The sequence below is a fragment of the Paenibacillus sp. P36 genome (assembly GCF_045866505.1).
Classification (GTDB): Bacteria; Bacillota; Bacilli; order Paenibacillales; family NBRC-103111; genus Paenibacillus_E; species Paenibacillus_E chondroitinus.
On sequence record NZ_AP038372.1, the window covers coordinates 1,543,771 to 1,561,585 of the forward strand.

The 17,815-nt window shown below is 46.8% G+C and carries 17 protein-coding genes; 12 read left to right on the forward strand and 5 right to left on the reverse strand.

Annotation, left to right across the window (positions count from 1 at the left end; genetic code table 11):
- The first annotated feature begins 287 nt into the window (after window positions 1–287).
- From ACKTT9_RS07205 to ACKTT9_RS07240, 8 genes are all read left to right on the forward strand, one after another.
- The gene (locus ACKTT9_RS07205; protein ID WP_127457334.1) at window positions 288–575 is read left to right on the forward strand and encodes a CD3324 family protein; all 288 of its coding nucleotides are present in this window, start codon (window positions 288–290) and stop codon (window positions 573–575) included.
- Window positions 576–726: 151 nt separating this feature from the next.
- Complete coding sequence (locus tag ACKTT9_RS07210; RefSeq protein ID WP_157319573.1) at window positions 727–1,116, forward strand: gamma-glutamylcyclotransferase; 390 nt, start codon at window positions 727–729, stop codon at window positions 1,114–1,116.
- A gap of 87 nt (window positions 1,117–1,203) precedes the next feature.
- The gene (locus ACKTT9_RS07215) at window positions 1,204–1,578 is read left to right on the forward strand and encodes a response regulator (RefSeq protein ID WP_157319572.1); all 375 of its coding nucleotides are present in this window, start codon (window positions 1,204–1,206) and stop codon (window positions 1,576–1,578) included.
- 50 nt (window positions 1,579–1,628) lie between these two features.
- On the forward strand, window positions 1,629–3,380 hold the full coding sequence (locus ACKTT9_RS07220; RefSeq protein WP_407871020.1) for a diguanylate cyclase: 1,752 nt from the start codon (window positions 1,629–1,631) through the stop codon (window positions 3,378–3,380).
- A 137-nt stretch (window positions 3,381–3,517) separates the two neighbouring features.
- On the forward strand, window positions 3,518–3,973 hold the full coding sequence (nikR, locus tag ACKTT9_RS07225; protein ID WP_127457330.1) for a nickel-responsive transcriptional regulator NikR: 456 nt from the start codon (window positions 3,518–3,520) through the stop codon (window positions 3,971–3,973).
- 50 nt (window positions 3,974–4,023) lie between these two features.
- Window positions 4,024–4,428, forward strand: a complete 405-nt coding sequence (locus tag ACKTT9_RS07230; RefSeq protein WP_407871021.1) for a DUF2203 domain-containing protein — start codon at window positions 4,024–4,026, stop codon at window positions 4,426–4,428.
- 12 nt (window positions 4,429–4,440) lie between these two features.
- Window positions 4,441–6,093: a copper resistance CopC/CopD family protein gene (locus ACKTT9_RS07235; RefSeq protein ID WP_407871022.1), complete on the forward strand. Its 1,653-nt coding sequence runs from the start codon at window positions 4,441–4,443 to the stop codon at window positions 6,091–6,093.
- A 26-nt stretch (window positions 6,094–6,119) separates the two neighbouring features.
- Window positions 6,120–6,305, forward strand: coding sequence for a hypothetical protein (locus ACKTT9_RS07240; protein ID WP_127457327.1), 186 nt, complete (start codon window positions 6,120–6,122; stop codon window positions 6,303–6,305).
- Between the two features lie 57 nt (window positions 6,306–6,362).
- Here ACKTT9_RS07240 and glsA read toward each other — a convergent pair whose 3' ends face one another.
- The 4 genes from glsA to ACKTT9_RS07260 all read right to left on the reverse strand — a co-directional run bounded on the left by glsA (window position 6,363) and on the right by ACKTT9_RS07260 (window position 10,489).
- Entirely contained in the window at window positions 6,363–7,316 is a 954-nt protein-coding gene (gene glsA / locus ACKTT9_RS07245; protein WP_407871023.1) for a glutaminase A, read from the reverse strand.
- Between the two features lie 24 nt (window positions 7,317–7,340).
- Window positions 7,341–8,261, reverse strand: a complete 921-nt coding sequence (locus tag ACKTT9_RS07250; RefSeq protein ID WP_157319566.1) for an aldo/keto reductase — start codon at window positions 8,259–8,261, stop codon at window positions 7,341–7,343.
- 113 nt (window positions 8,262–8,374) lie between these two features.
- A complete protein-coding gene (locus tag ACKTT9_RS07255) occupies window positions 8,375–10,006 on the reverse strand; it encodes an MDR family MFS transporter (protein WP_407872983.1) in 1,632 nt (543 codons plus the stop codon).
- Between the two features lie 54 nt (window positions 10,007–10,060).
- Entirely contained in the window at window positions 10,061–10,489 is a 429-nt protein-coding gene (locus ACKTT9_RS07260) for a MarR family winged helix-turn-helix transcriptional regulator (RefSeq protein WP_407871024.1), read from the reverse strand.
- A 524-nt stretch (window positions 10,490–11,013) separates the two neighbouring features.
- Between ACKTT9_RS07260 and pheS the strand changes: the two genes are divergently transcribed.
- The 4 genes from pheS to ACKTT9_RS07280 all read left to right on the forward strand — a co-directional run bounded on the left by pheS (window position 11,014) and on the right by ACKTT9_RS07280 (window position 17,170).
- Window positions 11,014–12,048: a phenylalanine--tRNA ligase subunit alpha gene (gene pheS / locus ACKTT9_RS07265; RefSeq protein WP_127457323.1), complete on the forward strand. Its 1,035-nt coding sequence runs from the start codon at window positions 11,014–11,016 to the stop codon at window positions 12,046–12,048.
- A gap of 25 nt (window positions 12,049–12,073) precedes the next feature.
- Window positions 12,074–14,527 carry a phenylalanine--tRNA ligase subunit beta gene (pheT, locus tag ACKTT9_RS07270; RefSeq protein WP_407871025.1) on the forward strand — a complete coding sequence of 818 codons (2,454 nt, stop codon included), beginning with the start codon at window positions 12,074–12,076 and terminating at the stop codon, window positions 14,525–14,527.
- 91 nt (window positions 14,528–14,618) lie between these two features.
- The gene (locus ACKTT9_RS07275; protein WP_407871026.1) at window positions 14,619–16,610 is read left to right on the forward strand and encodes a hypothetical protein; all 1,992 of its coding nucleotides are present in this window, start codon (window positions 14,619–14,621) and stop codon (window positions 16,608–16,610) included.
- 8 nt (window positions 16,611–16,618) lie between these two features.
- Window positions 16,619–17,170 (forward strand): CvpA family protein, encoded by a 552-nt coding sequence (locus ACKTT9_RS07280; RefSeq protein WP_407871027.1) that lies wholly within the window; start codon window positions 16,619–16,621, stop codon window positions 17,168–17,170.
- A 107-nt stretch (window positions 17,171–17,277) separates the two neighbouring features.
- Here the strand turns inward: ACKTT9_RS07280 and ACKTT9_RS07285 are convergent, their stop codons facing one another.
- Window positions 17,278–17,664 (reverse strand): cupredoxin domain-containing protein, encoded by a 387-nt coding sequence (locus tag ACKTT9_RS07285; protein WP_157319562.1) that lies wholly within the window; start codon window positions 17,662–17,664, stop codon window positions 17,278–17,280.
- Window positions 17,665–17,815: the final 151 nt, after the last annotated feature.

Sequence of the window (17,815 nt, forward strand, 5' to 3'; positions counted from 1 at the left end):
CAATATTAGGTGAAAGGAGTGTTTTTTAATGAACACAATGACAATGACAGTAGCGATGAGTGTTGCGGCCGCCGCAGAGGTAATCGTCTCCTAACTGAATATCATTCGTGGAATAACCGTTCACCTGAATTTGTATAATTGCATATACAACCGACAGGCACGATTATGGTCGTGTTTTTTTTATTCCATTTTGATAAGAATGGTATGAGGTTTAGGGGCGATGAGATTACTCTCTGCAAATCCGAACAAAGTTTAATCTTTGCGACAATTTGAGGAGGTTTTCATCCATGAGTTACAAGAACGGGAAGGACGTTCTTCCCCCTAACCTATTAAAACAATTACAAGAATATATCCAAGGTGAAATCGTATATATCCCTAAGAAAGAGCAGAAACGCGCTGGATGGGGAGAAAATAACGGAACACGCATTATTATCGAGCGTAGAAATCAAGAAATTTTCCGGTTGTACCAAACAGGCTCCACGGTGATGGAGTTAATCAAGGTCTTTCATTTATCGGAAGACAGCATCCGCAAAATTATTGTGAAAACGCGCGAGTTAACAGCTAATCAAGCATAGAAGCAGCATCCATTGTGGATGTTGCTTTTTTTCTTTGCTCGGCTCTACATGAAATTGTAAAAGGTTGGATGTTTTGAAAAGGGATCGGGGAGATGGCTAGCGAATTTAAAATGAACCTTATAAATTACATAATTCGACAGGAGGAGTTTTCATGATATCTGTATTTGTCTACGGCACACTGCTTGTTGGAGAGAGTAACCACTTCGTAGCGGCTCCTTTTGTGCAGTCTGTGCAATCGGGCACGATTTTCGGCCGCTTATTTGATGTTGGGCCTTATCCTGCGCTCTTGCTAACGGAAGGCAATGGGGAGCAGCATGTTGTTGGGGAATGGTTGGAAGTGACGGAAGAAGGCCTGCAAGCGATGGATGTCCTGGAAGGTTACTATGGTCCTGGCGCTTCCAATAATGAATATGACCGCGTCTGGATCCAAGATGTGAACGGTGAGCGTGAAGGTTGGGTTTATATCTATCCCTCCGTGGAAGGACTTAAAGAAATTAACGGCTCATCGTGGAAGGAATACGATGCTTCGCGAATGAAATAATATTTTTTGACTTTATTCGACACATTCCTATCTTGCCCTTGAGCATGATGTTATAATTAAAGTCATATTTTAATAGAGGTGACCTTTATGTCTGTATATAAAATATTGCTGGCTGACGACGAGCTCGCACTGCGCTTTCTGCTTACAGAAACGTTATCTGATGAAGGGTATGAAATCACAGAGGTTGAGGACGGTCAGCAAGCCATTGAACAGCTTCAGAAGGCATCGTTCGATCTGGTTATTCTTGATTATATGATGCCGGAGCGTACGGGTGTTGAAGTATGCGAGTGGCTTCGTCAGAGCGATAACGCGAACCGGGACCTGCCTGTTATTCTTTTAACAGCGAAAGCCTTGGACAAAGATAAAGAGAAGGCCAAAGCGGCCGGCGTCACCACTTATATTGTGAAACCGTTCAGCCCGCTTCAACTTCTAGATACGGTCGGACACTTATTGGAGAGTTGATTCGAAATCTATAAAGATAATTTTATTTGTAAAAAGGGTGATTGTCCGTCATGAATCATACGAATCTAGAGCCAAAGGGCTCCAGGTCAGAATCGGATAAAGATGCAAGAATTCTAAGACAAGGCAGGAAACTGTTCATTCGCGAGTTTGAAAAGCAGTTGAAAGAGCTTGAGACCCTGCTGGATGCCGTTCGTGTTAAGCCGGAAATCGAGGACTTGAATCGGTTTTATCGCATTATCCATACGCTGAAGGGCAGTGCGCCGATTTTTGGCTATGACAGGATTGGCCGGCTGGCGGAGGAATTGGTGCGCCTATGGGAATGGACGCAAACCATTGACCCGGATCAGGCGTTGTCGTTGACATCGACGAACCCGGTTCAAGAAAACGCAGAGCGCAGTCTCGGGCTCCTTCGTGATATGAATATGGAATATGATATCTGCCTGACGGAGATCCAGATGGACGAGCAGAAGGATCCTACAGGAGGCTCTATGCTTCGAACGTTGAAAAGCCGTTTGCTGCTTGTCGATGATGACGAAGTGCTGCGTTCGTATTTGACCCGGCGTCTTCAGCTTGATGATTGTATTGTTGATGAGGCCGCTGATGTGGAGTCCGCTATGAAACTATTGCGTACACACACCTATGATCTCGTGACACTTGATCTTATGATGCATCCGCAATCAGGCTATGAGCTGTTTGAGTTTCTCAAAGAAGATCCGACGCTGAAGTGGCTGCCCCTCATTGTGCTATCAGGGCGCAATGATTTGAACGATAAAGTTCGCTGCTTCCATCTAGGGGCTGACGATTATGTGACCAAGCCCTTTCAGTATGAAGAACTAGCCGCCAGGATCTATGGTTTGCTCAAAAGGACGAAAAACTTCGAGCAGTTGGCCTTCCGCGATCCGCTTACCGGCGTGTTCAACCGGCGATATTTCGACCTTCAGATTGGCATGGAGCTGCAGCGGATTGAGCGGTATCCCGCTCCGATTTCGCTTGTTTTTATCGATATTGATTTTTTCAAAAGAATCAATGATACGTATGGACATCACGTGGGAGACTTGGTGCTGCAAGGCTTGGCCCATCTTTTGCAAACCAATTTGCGCTCAACGGATTTACTGGCGCGGTTTGGCGGTGAAGAGTTCGTGATTGCCCTTCCGAATACATCCTTGGAACAGGCACATTCCACGATGCAGAACATTCTGCGCATCATTAGCTCGAATCCGGTTGCCCACTATGAGGGAAAATCTTTCTCCATTACGTTCTCCGCAGGGATTGCCCAGTGGCAGGAAGGGTTGTCCGTGGCGGATTGGGTGTCTAAGGCGGACGAAGCGATGTATCAAGCCAAACAGCAGGGCCGGAACCGCGTTCTATGCGCCGCAGCAGAGAAAGAGAGCGATCCGAACAAATCGGCGTCGCCGCCTCTACCTGAGAAGAAAAGTTTGCTAATCGTTGACGATGATCCAATCTTAAGAGCGATATTGACTTCTCATCTGGAGCATTTGCCGATTGCCATCACACATGCTTCCGATGGCGAAGAGGCGCTCGGCTTGCTGCAGGAAAAGACCTATCATGCGTGTATTCTGGATGGCATGATGCCTAGGCTGGACGGTTTTTCCTTGTTAGATCAGATTAAGAAGGATGAGCGCTCCGCGAATGCGAGTATGAAGGTGCTTATGCTTTCCGGCAAGAAAAAGGAAGACGATATGCTCAAAGGCTATCAGATGGGCGCTGATGACTATATGACGAAACCTTTCTCACTCGTAGAGCTGGAAGTTCGTGTGAAAAAACTAATGAACTTTATCTAACAAGCAGGAGAGCCGGGCGTATGCCCGCTCTCTTTTATCATTTTCACATAAAATAAGCGCAGCCCATTTTGCGACAACACCACTTTCTGGTAGAGTGAAGGTAGAGGACGAGGTTAGTTAGAAAGGAGCGTGATCCCATGTCGGAGAAAGAAACGCTTGTACGTTTTGGCATCTCGATGCCGCAATCATTAATTGAGCAATATGATCGGCTCATTGCCATCCAGGGCTATAGCAACCGCTCTGAAGCGATCCGAGATCTCACACGCAAAGCGTTGTTGACCTCCAGCAGCATGCAGTTGGACGAAACGGTAGCCGGAACCATTGTAATGGTATATGACCATCATATTAGCGATCTGCCCATTACGTTGATGGAATTGCAGCATGAATATCACCATGCCATTATTTCCACGATGCATATTCATTTAAATCATCAGCAATGCTTGGAAATATTAGTTGTTAGGGGCAAGGTAGAGAAGCTAAGAGAATTGCAGCAGCGAATTCAAGTGCTTAAAGGTGTCGGGTATGCCGAGTTGTCTGTGACTCATGTGGATGAGCATGGTTCCTCACACGAGCACCCGCATACGCATGCGTAGAATTCGAAGTTGCGCTCTTTTTTTGTTAAAATTAGGCATGGAGGTGCCAGATGTCTGATAAAAAATATTTTAGCTTGGAAGAAGCGAATGAAATGCTTCCGTTTGTTGATCAGGAGTTAAAGAAAATGCAACTGCTGAAGCGGGCTTTTGAGGAGAAATACACAGAGCTTCGCAGGAAGAAAAATGAGTTGGCTGAGAAACCCGGCACGGAAAAGGATCCATTTTTTATGCAGGAAGCCGAACTTGAATTTATGCAAATTGAAGCGCGCGGGCTGATCCAACATTTTCAGCAAACGGGTATCGAACTTAAGGATATAGAGACGGGTCTTGTGGATTTTCCCTCTATGATCGGGGGCCAGGAAGTTTTGCTGTGCTGGAAACAAGGAGAGGACAAGATCCGTTATTACCACGGCAAAGAAGATGGTTTTGCCGGACGTAGACCAATAATGGATTAGAGGAATTTATCTATGTATAAACAGAAACAACATGTTCGTCGGTTTTGGTTCTTGCCCGCTGTATTATTGTGTATATTATCAATGATGCTCTTAAGCTCTTTCGTCGCCCCGCAAACTGCTTCTGCTCATGCATCGCTGGTACAGGCAATTCCGGAATCGGGCGCTAAGCTGGAAAGCTCTCCGCCCCAAATCGCAATTACCTTCAATGAACCTTTAGATGCAGGGCTCTTTTATATCAAGGTTTTTAATCATGACGGCGACGAAATGACCAGTAATAAAGCTTATTTGAACAAAGAGCAAACAGGTGTGCTCCTTGATCTGCCTAAGCTGACCGAGGGCGTTTATTTAATTAGCTATCATGTCATTTCGGCTGACGGCCACCCTGTTGGCGGAAGCTATCCTCTGACTATCGGCAATCCGCCGCAAGAAGATACGCTAGATCTTCCTTCCTCCCATGCCAATCACGAGCACGGTTCAGGTCCGCTTACGACGAAGGTACTCTTGCAGTATGCGTCTCGCGGGCTGTGGTACCTCATGGTGCTCGCTTTGACAGGATGGGTCATCTGGTTAAGGATGCTAGGTACGAATGGCGGGAATGAAACAAGAAAAACATTATCTTCATGGACGCTGAATTTGCAGCGTGCTCAACTTGTCGCCCTCCTGCTGCTCATTTTTACTCATATCGAGGATTTACTAGGCGGCGGCGGTGTGGAAGAAGTCGCGAAGCTTTTTAGTGCGACCAATATCGGAATATCCTGGCTGATTCTACTAGTCTTATCTTTCCTCGGGTTCGTCCTTATCGGCAGGTGGGCGTGGTTAGACTGGATATGGCCATTAGGCTTGCTTGCGGCTAAAAGCTTTAGCGGCCATGCGGCTTCTTTTTCACCTGTATGGGCAACGATCGGGCTCGATTGGATTCATTTGGTGGGCGCAGCCATGTGGGTGGGAGGCTTGGTACTTCTCTACGCGAAGTGGCGTCAGAAGAGCAGTGACATTGCCACGTACATGCGACAATTTTCAAATATGGCGCTGATTTCTATCATCGTGCTCACGATATCCGGTATTTTATCCGTGCTGTTATTCCTGCCGAATTTGCATTATCTGTTATATGCCGGGTGGGGGATCTTGCTGCTAGTGAAAGTTGGCGCAGTTATTCTAGTCGTGCTTACGGCATTTGTGATTCGTCTCCTGATGCGCAAGAAGAAGGCTGCTCAGTCCTTCCTATGGGTAAGAGTGGATTTGACCCTAATGGTACTCATCGTGCTGTTGGTGGGAATTATCACCTATGTGGCGCCAATTCCGGCCAATGAGCCGCTGCAGTGGCATCAGATGGGAGATAAGGTCCACGTATCTGCGGATATCACACCCAAAATCCAAGGGACCAACTCTTTTACAGCCAAAGTATTCCTTCCTGAAAATTCAGGGAAACCGAAGCAGGTGCTGATGATTCTTCATTATTTGGACGACAAAGAGATCGCTCCGATAGCGGTGCCGATAGCGGCCTATGAGGATAAGGAACAAGAGGAGTCATACGGCTTTGCCAAGTTCAGTTATCGAGCGGAGGGAGCCTATCTGCCATTCAGAGGGAACTGGGAATTGGAAATGCGTGTGATGGATACAGAAGATAATGAAACGGTTTACAAAAAAGAATTCATCGTCTACTAACACATTGGCCGAAAGTAGGTGCCGTCATGGCTTGGATTAACATGCTCGAAAGAGAACAATTGTCTGTTAAATTGGATGACAAGGATGAGGTGGCCTTGCTGGAGATCAACGACGGGGGTATATCACCTAACTATGTGACGGTTCGCCTGAGCGAAACCGAGATTGATGAACTGATTGAAGTGCTGCAGCGAATTAAACGAGCCATCCAATAGCTTGCTTGATATACGAAACAGCGGTATTCGTGTGATGACGAATACCGCTGTTTGTTGTTAAAACAAGCTCCAGTCAAACTCCTGCGAAAGCTTCCCCAGGAGGTGAACGCCAGCGGTGCTGTTGCCTTTGCGGTTGAGGGCAGGGCTGACAAGACCGATGCCGTAGCGTCCGGGCACCATCGTTAGAATACTGCCGGACACGCCGCTTTTAGCGGGAAGCCCTACGTTCATGGCGAACTCGCCTGAGGCATTATACATCCCGCAGGTAAACATGAACGTCTTGGCGATTTGTACGAACCGCCGCGGAATCAGGCGCTGCTTGCGAATCGGATCGACGCCGTTATGGGCGAGAACTAAAGCCATTCTAGCCAAATCCGTGCAGTTCACTTGGATGGAACAGTGGCTGAAATAGACCCGCAGGACGTCATCAACCTCGCGGTCCAGAACGCCGTTATCTTTCAGGAAGTAAGCAAGCGAACGGTTTCGGTGAGCCGTGTCTGATTCCGATTTGAACACATCCTGATTAATGTCCAGCGCCGGATTGTCCGCAAGCTCCCGGAAAAACTGCAGAATTCGCTGCGTTTGTTCAGATGGCGTGTCCCCTGCAATTAAGGACGAGATAGCGATAGCTCCGGCATTGATAAGCGGGTTAAAAGGTATACCGGGCTCTACCAGCTCGAGCTTCAGCATCGAGTTGAAATCGTCTCCCGTCGGCTCCATGCCGACCTTGGAGAACACATACTCTTCGCCGTTATCCATGAGAGCCAGAATAAGGGTGAATACTTTGGAGATGCTTTGCAGCGTAAAATGATAGTCGGTATCACCGGCTGCAACGGTATTCCCTTCTGCATCCATGATGCAGATCCCCAAGATATCAGCTGGAGCATTCGCTAATTCAGGAATGTAGGAAGCAACATGGCCATCTTCGGTATGGACTTTGCTAGCTGTAACCCACTGCGCCAAATGGTCATTAAGCTGCTTCCAAGTTGTTGTATGCTCGTCCAAGTTCATCTAGAAGTTAGTCCTTCCTATTGCTTATGCTTTCCATGCTTGTGGGTGGTTGTCGCTGATAAGATCCGTTGCGCTTGCGTTAGCAATGACTTGCTCTGGGTTCTTGCAGCCTGGAATAACGCTTGTGACGGCATCGTGCTTCAAGCACCATGCGAGCGCCCATTTGGCCATATCCATGCCTTCCGGAACTTCTTCTTTTTGAATGCGCTGCACTTCCTCCAGCTTTTGTCTGACGTTCTCCGCATCATGGCGATGACGGACATCGTTGTTGCCAAACACCGCACCAGGCTTGTACTTGCCGCTTAGATAACCGCTTGCCAAAGGTACACGTGCCAGTACGCCAAGATCCTGATTCACACAAGAAGGGAAAACAAGCTCTTCCGGCGCTCGATCCAAACGATTATAGACCACTTGAATCGCTTTGGAATTTACCTTCGTAGAGGCTTCTGTCTGATGGATGTTGGCATTACTGCCGATGGAAGTTCCCAAATGTCTGATCTTCCCTGCTTGCACTTGTTTATCTAAGGTTGTCCATAAGTCATCGTTGTCGAATAGACTGTCCGGACCTGAGTGAAATTGGTATAAATCTATGTAATCCGTTTGCAAAGCTTTGAGCGAAGCATCCAATTGTTTGATGACACTTTCCGAGTTGAATTCGTCAGTTCGTGTAAATAGATCATGGAAATGGTGACCGAATTTCGTGGCTACAACCCAATTCTCACGATTGCGTCTGGATAAATAATTGCCGATAAACGATTCGGAAAGATGATCCCCATAGCATTCCGCGGTATCGATTAGGTTAATGCCAAGATCAGCGGCTTGATCCAAGATAGCATCTGCTTCCGCTTGTGTGTAAGTAAGTCCCCATTCTCCTCCGAATTGCCAGGTTCCCACACCAACGATAGAAACTTTTAAGTCTGTTTTCCCAAGTCTGCGATATTTCATGGTAATCACTCTCCTTTTATAGTATCCAACCTCATTAAACGCTATTGCTGGAAGGTTGTCAAAAGATAAAAAGCCCCCGACCTTCGGAAGAAGGAGGGAGGCTGACGGATACATTAAGCAAGTTCGGCGGAAAGGTCTTTTTCAGCCTTTGGACTTGTCTTTTTCGATTTAGGGCCAACTTTAATGTTGCCGATAAACAGGGTAAGAACCGCCCCTAGCAATACGAAAACTAGCCCGATTATGAATACTTGATGAAGGGAGGAGACCAGCGCATTTTTTAAAATAGGAAGCATGTGCTCTACAAATTCTTTCGGCATTTTCGCCAACGTTTCAGGACTTAAGAGAGAAGAATACAAGCCCTGCGGATTGGAGTGAATCATATCTGTCATTTGATTGGATAACTGGCTCGCTTCTGCAGGCAGCTGTTTAACAACAGGCGTTAAGTCCTGATCAAGCAAAACCGATGATTTGTGGTTCATGATGGCACCCAGAATAGTCATACCGAACGTACCGCCGATTTGACGGAAGAATTGGCTGGAGGACGTAACCACACCAAGCTCAGATTTCGGGAAGCTTTCTTGCAAAGCAAGGGTCAGAATCGGCATCACAAGCCCCATGCCAAGACCTAAGATCAGCATATAGGCAGATGCTATCAGTTTTGTCGTGTCTATCCCCATCGTGCTTAGGAAATAGAAGCCAACGGCCATGATGATCATCCCGGCTAACAGTTGTTTGCGTACACCGATTTTATGAATAAATTGACCGGAGACTACGCTGGCCGCAATCATCGTAAGCATCAGAGGCATCATCACCGTACCGGATGCGGAGGCGCTGATCCCGACAATGCCTTGCATGAAGAGAGGTACGAACATAATAGCACCGAACATACCGATAGCCATAAGGAAACCTACACCGTTAATGGTTGTAAAAGTTCTGTTTTTAAATAAACGAACAGGAAGAATTGGCTCTGCCGCTTTGCTTTCAATAATGACGAAGGAGACTAATGATACAATCGCTAAGGCGAAAAGACCAATGATTTGCCAAGATAACCAAGCATAATCCTTACCGCCGAATGTTAATGCTAGCAGCATGGAAACAACACCGATAATCATGGTGGCAATACCCGGAATGTCGAATTTCACTTTGCCGATTGCTTTATGCTTAGGCAGTGCAATTGCGATCAAGATAACAGCCAGGATACCAACGGGAAGATTGATGTAGAATACCCAGCGCCAATCTAAAGCATCAACGATCCAACCGCCGATTTGCGGACCAACAACGGAAGAAAGACCGAAAATTGCACCGAAAACACCTTGCCATTTGGCACGTTGTTTACCGGTAAATAGATCCCCAATAATAATCATCGCCATCGGCATCATGATACCGCCGCCTATACCTTGCAAACCGCGGAACAGGATGAGCTCCGTGATGTTCTGGGACATCCCGCATAACGCTGAGGCTCCGATAAAAATGATAAGACCTGTCACATAAATCACGCGGCGGCCCATTAAGTCAGCCAATTTACCCGCGATAGGAACAACAACGGTTGAAGTCAGCATATAAGCTGTTGTCAGCCAAGCCATTAAACCAAGACCGCCTAATTCACCAACGATACGAGGCATGGCGGTTCCGACAATCGTACCGTCCAGAGCACCGAACAGCATGGCAATAATAAGTCCTGTCAGCAGGAGGCCACGATTTTTTAGCGCAGGAGCCGCTGTTTCGGAAAGTTTGTCATCAGAAATTGTTTTTTGTATAGTTTCCACTACAGTCCACTCCTTTTTTAATTATATTGAATTTCAATAATAGGTGGTTAGCTTTTCAAAAGCACTTACGAGGACCCTGAGCTCTTCAGGCGGGAGCTTGGATAAGCCTCGGGCGATCACTTCTTTTTGAACGTTTTGAGCTGTGGTAAGAACCTCTTGGCCAAGTTCTGTGTTTTCTACGAGAACAATGCGCCGATCCGATTCATGATGTTTGCGAACGACATGCCCGCTTTGGACAAGACGATCGATCATGACGGTAATCGCACTTGGTTTGACCCCCATTTTCTCAGCAAGAACGGTTTGCTTGGGAGTTCCCTCCTTGGCGATCATGAAGAGCATAAATAACTGCGGCCCCGTTAACTCTGATTTCAATTCAGCGAATACGGCGCTATTAATTTTTCGATGGGCTGCTTCAAACGTTGTCCGGAAACGATTGGTATAAGCCATCAAGTCATCTTCCATAGAAACGCTCCTTCCGGTTCATTGCATGATCAAAATTTTAAACAATGAAATATTTATATAAATTAATGTTTAAACTGTTTAAATAAAATATACGCTTATATTCTTTCCGAGTCAAGTGGGAAAATGCATATGTAAAGGGCGCGTACTTGCATATGAGCACTATCTTGCATATAATTACTGGTACATATACGTAAAATGCTTTGACGGAGAAGAGTATGCAGTGCTTCTTGACAGGGAGGGTAAGCCGTTGATTGAGAGCTGACCCCGAGAATCAGGCTGCAGAAGTTCGCTCCCGAGCAGTCCTTTGAACCGAGTTAAGCTTAATTGGCTTTCTTCTAAGTAGAGGGAACCGGACGCATCGTCCGTTATCTGGAATGAAGTGAGATCATTTTTTTGGCCTATTGGCCGGGAAATGGATCTAATTAGGGTGGTACCACGGCTTTTCGTCCCTTGCGAGGGAGCGGAAAGTCTTTTTTGTGTTTTCATTTTGGTTGATTCAGGGGCCTAATTCAGGAGGGATTGCAATGAAAGAGCGGTTAGAAGCTTTGAAGCAGGAAGCACTGCAAGAGCTAAGCGGCGTACAAAGCCAGCAGGAGCTGAACGATTTACGTATTAAATATTTGGGTAAAAAAGGTCCATTAACCGAGGTTCTTCGCGGAATGGGAGCGCTAAGCGCAGAAGAGAGACCGATCATTGGGCAAGTGGCGAACGATGTTCGCGCTGCGATTGAATCGGTGATCGAAGAGAAGCAAGCCGCGTATCAGCAGCAGGAAACGGAAAACAGACTACGTGCTGAAATGATCGACGTTACGCTGCCGGGTCGTCCATCTGAGCAAGGCGCCGTACACCCATTAAGCAAAGTAATTCAAGAAATTGAAGATATTTTCATCGGAATGGGTTATACCGTTGCGGAAGGACCGGAGGTTGAGCAGGACTATTACAATTTCGAAGCGCTGAATCTGCCCAAAGACCACCCGGCCCGCGACATGCAGGACTCCTTCTACATTACAGAAGAAATCCTGATGCGTACGCAAACTTCCCCTGTTCAAGTGAGAACGATGGAGAAACGCAAAGGCGAAGTTCCGATCAAAATTATTTGCCCGGGTAAAGTATACCGCCGCGACGACGACGATGCGACACATTCGCATATGTTTACGCAAATCGAAGGTCTGGTTATCGACCGCAACGTTCGGATGAGCGATTTGAAAGGTACCTTGCTGCAATTCGTGCAAGAAATGTACGGCAAAGAAACGAGAATTCGTTTGCGTCCTAGCTTCTTCCCTTTCACAGAGCCAAGTGTCGAGGTTGATGTGAGCTGTGCGATGTGTGGAGGCGTTGGCTGCCGGACTTGTAAACAAACAGGTTGGTTGGAAATTCTCGGAGCGGGTATGGTGCATCCGCGCGTTCTTGAGATGGGCGGCTACGATCCGAAGGAGTATACAGGGTTCGCTTTCGGTATGGGCGTTGAGCGTATTGCCATGCTGAAATACGGAATCGAAGATATCCGTCATTTCTACACGAATGATCTGCGTTTCTTAAAACAATTCTTACATCTGTAGGCATCAGGAAAAGGAGGGGTTAAGCATGAATGTTTCATACCAATGGTTATCGGAATATGTAGATGTATCAGGTTTCACAGCTGAGGAATTAGCGGAAAAATTAACCCGAAGCGGTATCGAAGTGGATATCGTGGAGGATCGAAATAAAGGCGTAACGAACGTAGTTGTCGGGTATGTGAAATCCCGTGAGAAGCATCCGGATGCGGATAAATTAAGCGTGTGTGTCATTGATGCCGGTCAAGGCGAAGATTTGCAAATCGTCTGCGGAGCCAAAAATATCGATGCAGGCCAAAAAGTGCCTGTCGCTATGATTGGAGCTGTTCTACCAGGAGGTCTGCAAATCAAACGCGCCAAATTGCGCGGTGTTGAATCCCAAGGGATGATTTGCTCTGCCAAAGAGCTTGGCCTGAATGATAAATTGCTGCCGAAAGAAATTCAGGAAGGTATTCTAGTGCTTCCGCAGGAAACGGAAGTTGGAAGCTCTGTTCTTGATGTTCTGGCGATCAATGACAAGGTGCTGGAGCTTGATCTGACGCCAAACCGTTCCGACTGCTTGAGCATGCTCGGAGCCGCTTATGAGATCGCAGCGATTCTTGGCCGCAGCGTGAAACTGCCGGATGCGGAAGCGGCGCTGCAACAAGCTGGATCAGCTGGTGTGAAAGCCGCTGACCGCATCAGCGTGAAGATCACTGCGACAGAGCAGTGCTCTCATTACGCAGCGCGCCTGATCGAAGGTGTGCGCGTAGGCACTTCTCCGCTATGGATGCAAAACCGTTTGATGGCGGCAGGGATCCGCCCTATCAATAACATCGTGGACATCACGAATTTCGTGATGTTGGAATATGGTCAGCCGCTGCATGCTTTTGATGCAGAACAGCTGAACAACGGCCACATCGACGTACGCCTTGCTGAGGCTGGCGAGAAGCTTGTTACGCTCGACGATGTTGAGCGTACCCTGGAGCCGCACATGCTGCTTGTCACAGACGGTACGAAGCCTGTAGCGATCGCTGGTGTTATGGGCGGCGCGAATTCCGAAGTGACGAATGATACGACTCGCATTTTGCTGGAATCCGCAAAATTTGCAGGCTCCTCTGTGCGCCGTACATCGCGCCAGCTAGGCCTTCGCTCTGAAGCGAGCCTTCGCTTCGAGAAAGAAGTGAATCCGGAAGCGGTGCTTCCGGCATTGAACCGCGCGGCTGCATTGATTGCTGAGTATGCAGGCGGCAAAGTCGCGGACGGCATCGTCGAAGCTGTCGCCGGCTCACACAAGCCCGTCAGCATCGAGCTTGCTGCTGACCGCGTGAACAACTATCTCGGCACGGCGCTTTCGCTTGACGAGATGGGCCAAATCATCGAGCGCCTGCACTTCACGTTCGAGCCGGCGGGAGAAGGCAAGCTGCTCGTGCACGTGCCGAGCCGCCGCGGAGACATCACGCGGGATGTTGATTTGATCGAAGAAGTAGCACGCCTATTCGGCTACGATAACATCCCGACGACCTTGATGACCGGCGTGACGACGCCAGGCTCCTTGTCCAAAGAGCAGTCGATTCGCCGCATCGCGCGGAATCTCCTGACTCAAAGCGGGCTGCATGAAGTCATTACGTATTCCTTCACGCACCCTGATCAAACGACTTCGCTGCCGGGTCTATATCCAGCGGCTAAACCGATCTCCCTCGCAATGCCAATGAGCGAGGATCGCAGCCAACTGCGTACCAGCTTGCTGCCGCATTTGCTGGAAGTCGTGAGCTACAACCGTAACCGGACGATGGATGACGTAGCTATTTTTGAAGTCGGCAAAGCATTCATTACTGATGAGTCAGCCCTCACTGCGCTGCCGCAAGAGAAGCTTCTGCTTTCTATTGCCATGACGGGCAAACGCCGCGGGGCGCATTGGGCGCAGAAATCCGAGGCCGTTGATTTCTATGATATCAAAGGAATCTTTGACCGCCTGATCAGTTACCTGGGTGTCAAAGGGCTTACTTACACATCGGCTTCCCCGGATGGTTTCCATCCAGGGCGTACGGCAGAGCTTTTGCTTGCTACTTCCGAAGGTTCGAAAGTAATTGGCCGAATGGGGCAACTGCACCCAACTGTTCAACAGCAGCGTGATCTGGATGACACGTATGTGCTTGAGGTTGAGCTGGCTCCTATTCTGGAAGCTGCTGGCGATGCGATTGTGTATAAACTATTGCCGCGTTATCCGTCCGTTGGACGTGATATTGCAGTCGTTGTCAATGCTAGCGTACCTGTCGGTCTCATGGAGCAGTCCATTGCTGAAGTTGCCGGCGATTTGCTTGAGTCTATCCAGGTTTTTGATATCTACACAGGAGAGCGCCTTGGTGCCAATCGTAAGAGCGTAGCGATCGCACTTGTGTACCGTCATGCAGAAAGAACCCTGTTGGATGAAGAGGTAACTGAGCTCCATGCTAAAGTGGTTCAAACCCTTGAACAGCAATATGAGGCAGAGTTAAGAAAATAGAGCAAGTTTCTCATAAGTTGCAGGAAAACAGGCTGGTCTTATCGAAATTAACGTCGATAAGGCCAGCCTTTTCATCTAAGGGGGAAATAATATGACTGCAGAAGATAAAACGAAAATAACCGTTGACATATATGGAAATCAATACAAGTTAAAAGCAGATACAAGCACGAATTACATGAAGCGTGTGGCGGAGTATGTAAATGACCAAATGTTCCGCATTGCCAAGGGCTATCCGCGGTTAGATTCACAAAGAATTGCCGTGCTCGCCGCTGTGAACATGGCCGATGAATGCTTCCGAATGAATGAAATTATGGAAGAACTGAGCGCGGCGCAGAAAGAACAAGAGGCGACCAAAGCTGCCTATGAGAAAGTGAACGTTACATACAATCAATTGAAGCATGATTATGATAAACAACAAACGTTTCTGAATGAACAAAAAGGGAAGTTAGACCAAGCTCAAGCACAAAAGGAGCAGCTCCAGCAGGAAGTGCAGAAGGGCAAACAAGAGCAGGAGCTAGTCAAACAGCAATTGCTACAGCAGCAAGAACAAGCGAAGCAGCAGCAGGACCAGGCGAAGCAACAGCAAGACCAAGCCAAGCAACAACAAGACCAGGCCAAACAGCAGCAAGATCAGGCTAAACAGGTTCATGAACAAATCAAACAACAGCTTGAACAAGAAAAAAAGCAAGCTGCCCAAACACGACAGCTGCTTGATCAGGAAAAACAGCAGCATCAACAAGCGAAAAAGCAAATTGAACAAGGCAAACAACAGCAGGAGCAGCTGAGACAGCAATTGCAGCAGGTTAGAAAGGAACAGGATCAAGCTAAACAGATTCACGAACAAATCAAACAGCAGCTGGAGCAGGAGAAAAAACAACGAACGCAAGATCAGCAGCTGCTTGAACAGGAAAAACAGCAGCATTTGCAAGTCGTCAAGCAGCTTGAACAAGGCAAACAAGAACAAGTGCAAGAACAAGAACAGTTAATCCAGCAGTTGCAGCAAGTTAAAGAGGAGCAAGTTAAAGCGAAGCAGCTTAACGAGCAAAACACGCAACGACTCACAGAACAATTGGAACAAGAGAAAAAACAAGTTACGGAAGCGCAGCAGTTGCTTGAACAGGAAAAGCAGCAGCTTTTAGATCTACAACAGCAGCTCAAACAAAATAAACAAGTACAAGAACAAATGGAACAACAATTACAGCAAGCTGGCCAGCAGCATGAGGAAGCCACTGCTATTCAAGAGCAACTCAAACAACAGCTTGAACAAGAGCAACAGCAGCACTTACAAGCCAAAAAGCAGATCGAACAAGGGAAACTACAGATCGAACAAGGGAAAGAACAACAAGAGCAGCTGAAACAGCAACTGCAGCAAGCCAAGCAGCAGCAATTGGAAATGCAACAACAACTGGAACAAAATAAGCAAATTCAAGAGCAATTGAAGCAACAATTACAACAATCCAGTCAGCAGAATGAAAAAGTCACTCTTATTCAAGAGCAAATCAAACAACAGCTGGAACAAGAGAACCAACAATACTTGCTAGCCAAACAGCAAATCGAACAAGGCAAGCAAGAACAAGAGCAGCTGAAACAGCAATTACAGCAAATTCAGCACGAGAAATTAGAATTACAGCAAGAGCTGGAAGAAGAGAAGAGTCAGACTACAAAAGTAGAGCAAAAATTTGAGCAAGAAAAGGAAGGGCTTGTTCAACAATACATGCAAGAAAAAGCTGACTTTGTAGCAGACTTCCAAAACCAACAAACCAACATCGTACAACAGTATGAAGGCCAGAAATCTACAATTATTCAGCATTACCAGGCTCAAATTAAAACGATCATTCAGCAGCAACAGCAAGAAAGAACGTTGTTGAATACCTATTTGGAAGAAGAAAAAGAGCGTCTTCAAGAACAATACAACAGTGAGAAAGAAGAATTGCTAAACCAGAGCTTGAATGACGATGCCTTGCAAAAAGAGTTAGAACAGATTAAGAAAGAATACAGTGCACTGCGCGAGGAATACGCTAAGCTGCAAAACGAGTATAACGAATGGATTGAATTAGCTGAAACAGACAGCCCGGCCAGGTAATCTGGGAGATGCTAAACAAACTGGATTATTTCTTATTGGCTATCGTTGCTTTGGGATTGCTGATTGGTTACTTTAGAGGGTTTATTGCGCAAATTGTGTCCATCTCCGGGTTTGTGCTCGCTTATTTAGTGGCCTTTTATTTTTACAAGGATTTTGCACCGGTGCTTCGAAATGCGATTTCACTGCCTACGTATCAAAATTATCAAAAATACGAATTTATCGTGAAAGGCCTCAATCTGGATACCTATATCTCGAATGCAATCGCCTTTGCCATCTTGTTTTTTGGTGTGAAATTCGCGTTGGTCTTCATCGGACGAGCATTAAATATTTTAGCGAAAACACCGGGATTGAATTTCATTAATCGTTGGAGCGGGGCGTTACTCGGCTTAGCTGAAGCCCTTTTAATCGTTATTATCGCCGTGAACGTCATCACAATCATTCCATCGGATGGACTTCAGAAGATGCTTTCGAGTTCAGCCGTAGCCCCTTACCTGATTAATGAATTGCCCGATATTGCCGGTAAATTGCAAGAACTTTGGAAGCAAGGAATCCCCATATGAAAGCTGCCGATTTCTATTATTTATAGAAAAAGGCGGCTTTTTATTATTTCCGAAACAACAAAAAAGCCTTACCGCGTTTGCCGCGACAAGGCCTTTTGAGCAAGTAGTTATTCAACAATTAACGTTGTTTTCATATTGGCATGGCCGCTTCCGCACATGATGGAGCATGTAATCGGAAATGAACCCGTTTTATCTGGTGTAAAAGTAAAAGTTTTGTTGCTGTTATCCAATTTAACGTTGAATTCTTTGATCGAAGCACCGTGAATACCTTGCGAGTTATCAAGCGTAATCGTGACAGGCTCGCCTTTTTTCACGCGATATTCCGTCTGATCAAATTTGAAGTTCGTTGCTTTCAAAGTTACGTTCTGACCACCGGCCGCTTGTGTAGTTGCAGCAGGAGAAGTCGTATCTGCCGGCTTGGACGCTTTGCTTCCACAAGCAGTGATTGCGATAACTATAGCAACTCCCATTAAAAGAACGAGTAGTTTTTTCATAAATACCCTCCGACGATAAAATGTATTTGTTTTCCTTTCAATTGTACATCACCGATATGGAAAAAACAGTGACAAACTAGTGAAAGCGTTCGGATAGGTTTGAAAAAAAGGAAAAGATCGGCCCGGCGAGTGGTACGCAGCAGACCGATCT

Excerpts from the sequence above, each read along its gene's own strand:
- ACKTT9_RS07205 (WP_127457334.1), top strand. The coding sequence starts at position 288 with ATGAGTTACAAGAACGGGAAGGACGTTCTTCCCCCTAACCTATTAAAA.
- ACKTT9_RS07210 (WP_157319573.1), top strand. The coding sequence starts at position 727 with ATGATATCTGTATTTGTCTACGGCACACTGCTTGTTGGAGAGAGTAAC.
- ACKTT9_RS07215 (WP_157319572.1), top strand. The coding sequence starts at position 1,204 with ATGTCTGTATATAAAATATTGCTGGCTGACGACGAGCTCGCACTGCGC.
- ACKTT9_RS07220 (WP_407871020.1), top strand. The coding sequence starts at position 1,629 with ATGAATCATACGAATCTAGAGCCAAAGGGCTCCAGGTCAGAATCGGAT.
- nikR (WP_127457330.1), top strand. The coding sequence starts at position 3,518 with ATGTCGGAGAAAGAAACGCTTGTACGTTTTGGCATCTCGATGCCGCAA.
- ACKTT9_RS07230 (WP_407871021.1), top strand. The coding sequence starts at position 4,024 with ATGTCTGATAAAAAATATTTTAGCTTGGAAGAAGCGAATGAAATGCTT.
- ACKTT9_RS07235 (WP_407871022.1), top strand. The coding sequence starts at position 4,441 with ATGTATAAACAGAAACAACATGTTCGTCGGTTTTGGTTCTTGCCCGCT.
- ACKTT9_RS07240 (WP_127457327.1), top strand. The coding sequence starts at position 6,120 with ATGGCTTGGATTAACATGCTCGAAAGAGAACAATTGTCTGTTAAATTG.
- glsA (WP_407871023.1), bottom strand. The coding sequence starts at position 7,316 with ATGAACTTGGACGAGCATACAACAACTTGGAAGCAGCTTAATGACCAT.
- ACKTT9_RS07250 (WP_157319566.1), bottom strand. The coding sequence starts at position 8,261 with ATGAAATATCGCAGACTTGGGAAAACAGACTTAAAAGTTTCTATCGTT.
- ACKTT9_RS07260 (WP_407871024.1), bottom strand. The coding sequence starts at position 10,489 with ATGGAAGATGACTTGATGGCTTATACCAATCGTTTCCGGACAACGTTT.
- pheS (WP_127457323.1), top strand. The coding sequence starts at position 11,014 with ATGAAAGAGCGGTTAGAAGCTTTGAAGCAGGAAGCACTGCAAGAGCTA.
- pheT (WP_407871025.1), top strand. The coding sequence starts at position 12,074 with ATGAATGTTTCATACCAATGGTTATCGGAATATGTAGATGTATCAGGT.
- ACKTT9_RS07275 (WP_407871026.1), top strand. The coding sequence starts at position 14,619 with ATGACTGCAGAAGATAAAACGAAAATAACCGTTGACATATATGGAAAT.
- ACKTT9_RS07280 (WP_407871027.1), top strand. The coding sequence starts at position 16,619 with ATGCTAAACAAACTGGATTATTTCTTATTGGCTATCGTTGCTTTGGGA.
- ACKTT9_RS07285 (WP_157319562.1), bottom strand. The coding sequence starts at position 17,664 with ATGAAAAAACTACTCGTTCTTTTAATGGGAGTTGCTATAGTTATCGCA.